This is a genomic window from Labrys sedimenti, from assembly GCF_034424805.1.
Lineage (GTDB): Bacteria > Pseudomonadota > Alphaproteobacteria > Rhizobiales > Labraceae > Labrys > Labrys sedimenti.
Genome location: NZ_JAXOUF010000074.1, coordinates 1 through 1,666 on the forward strand (window position 1 = coordinate 1; position 1,666 = coordinate 1,666).

A 1,666-nucleotide genomic window follows, 5' to 3' on the forward strand; every position below is an offset into this window, starting at 1 on the left:
AAACTGCCCATCGACCAGAAAGCTCCAGCGGCCGACACGCATTTCCAGCGAGGCCATCATTGCGCCGTTGAGCTCCTTGAGCACGTCGCGGAAGCTCATATTGATGGCGGCCGCCGGAAGGGGCGGGAATGTCGCGCTCTTTCCGTTGATCGCTGTCGCCCAGAGATAGCTCGTGATGTAAAAGCTCGGGCCCGATTCGATGAGGGGAGGGGGCGGCGAGGGAGGCTGTGAGAAATCGGAAGCCCAAGCGGGCGTTAGCAACGATGCCGAAATCACCCCGATAGCGAGATAGCGCACTGTTTCCCCTTGGCATTTCACCGTCGCCGACACGCGCCCGAGAGCGGGACCGCCGCACGAAGGACGGCATGGCCGACGTTCGGGGAGGTGGTTCGTTAGCGCAAGCCGACACCCTCGTTCGGCCGTTCGTTTCGGACCGACAGATGGATCTTGTTCAGGCTATTTCGGACATCGGCCGATTGCCGGTCTTGCCATTTCACGCCAATCGCCAAAGTGTCTTGCGATTGGACGCACGCGCCAGGAACTGAAAGGACGCGTCGAAATGCGCTTTGCCCCGGGGATATTCTTCGTTCGAGCCGATGGCGAATCCCGCCAAATTCTGGCTAATGAGAAGTATCAATCTACCATTGCGGCGAGATCCGATGGCGAACATACCTTTGACGCGCTGCCAGTTTCTTCTGCCCTTCATCGGAATTCTTGACGACATTGGTGCACCGACCAGTTCGCTTCTGGAAAAATTCCGATTGCCGTCGTCTCTGGAGGACAAGAGCGATCTCTATATCCCGTTGCTTCCGACACTCCGTTTCGCGGAAACCGCGCAGAGAAGCCAGGATATCGAAGATCTCGGCTTTCTGGCCGCGCAACGGATCAGCTACTCCCACATGAGGGGAAAAACCCGTACCCTGATCGCTCACTCCCCCACGCTGCTCATGGCGCTGCGGCACGCCTGCAGATGGGCGCCGCGAGAGGATACGGTTCTGAGCATGTGGATCGAGTACGATGACGATCACGTGCGGGTTTGCAGCAGGCTCGCCAGGACGAATGGATTCCTGCATCTGGAGCATGCGCAGTGGATCCAGAATATCTTCGCCATCCATATCGTCCGGCAATTCGCCGGGCCTGACTGGATGCCGGCAACCATCGCCTTTGAAGCGCGCTACACGCCGGGGCCGGCGACACGGGCATTCTGGCCAAACGTGCGCTTCCTGTCAGGCCAGCAGGCCGCCTGGGTCAGCGTGCCGATCTCGTATCTCAGTCTTCCCGGTCGTCCGAGCGAATTGGGTCTTCCGCCGGACGATCATGACGACGGTCCTTCTGCCTATGATATCGTCGAGCTCCTCAAATTGATGTTACCGGCCTATCTCGACGAGGGAATCCCGGCTCTTGCTGTCGTTGCGGAGATGGCCGGCGTCAGCGCCCGGACCTTTCAACGCAAGCTCTCGCATCTGGGCCTTGCCTATTCGGATATACTCGACACCGTCAGATATGAGAACGCCAGTAAGCTGTTGCGCGATACTGAAGCCAAGATCATCGATGTTTCGTTTTCTTCCGGCTATACGGATCCCGCGCATTTCAGTAGAGCCTTCCGTCGAATTTCTGGCGTGACGCCTCGTCAGTTTCGGAAGCAATCGCGGCTAGGATAATCGCG

Annotated in this window: 2 protein-coding genes; one reads left to right on the plus strand and one right to left on the minus strand. The window is 58.5% G+C overall.

The window, feature by feature from the left end; genetic code table 11:
• Nucleotides 1–297 (minus strand): hypothetical protein (locus tag U1R88_RS35435; RefSeq protein WP_425545537.1); only part of this gene is annotated, 297 nt, incomplete at its 3' end.
• Nucleotides 298–659: 362 nt separating this feature from the next.
• Here U1R88_RS35435 and U1R88_RS35440 point away from each other — a divergent pair.
• Nucleotides 660–1,661 (plus strand): helix-turn-helix transcriptional regulator, encoded by a 1,002-nt coding sequence (locus U1R88_RS35440; RefSeq protein ID WP_322435548.1) that lies wholly within the window; start codon nucleotides 660–662, stop codon nucleotides 1,659–1,661.
• Nucleotides 1,662–1,666 lie beyond the last annotated feature (5 nt).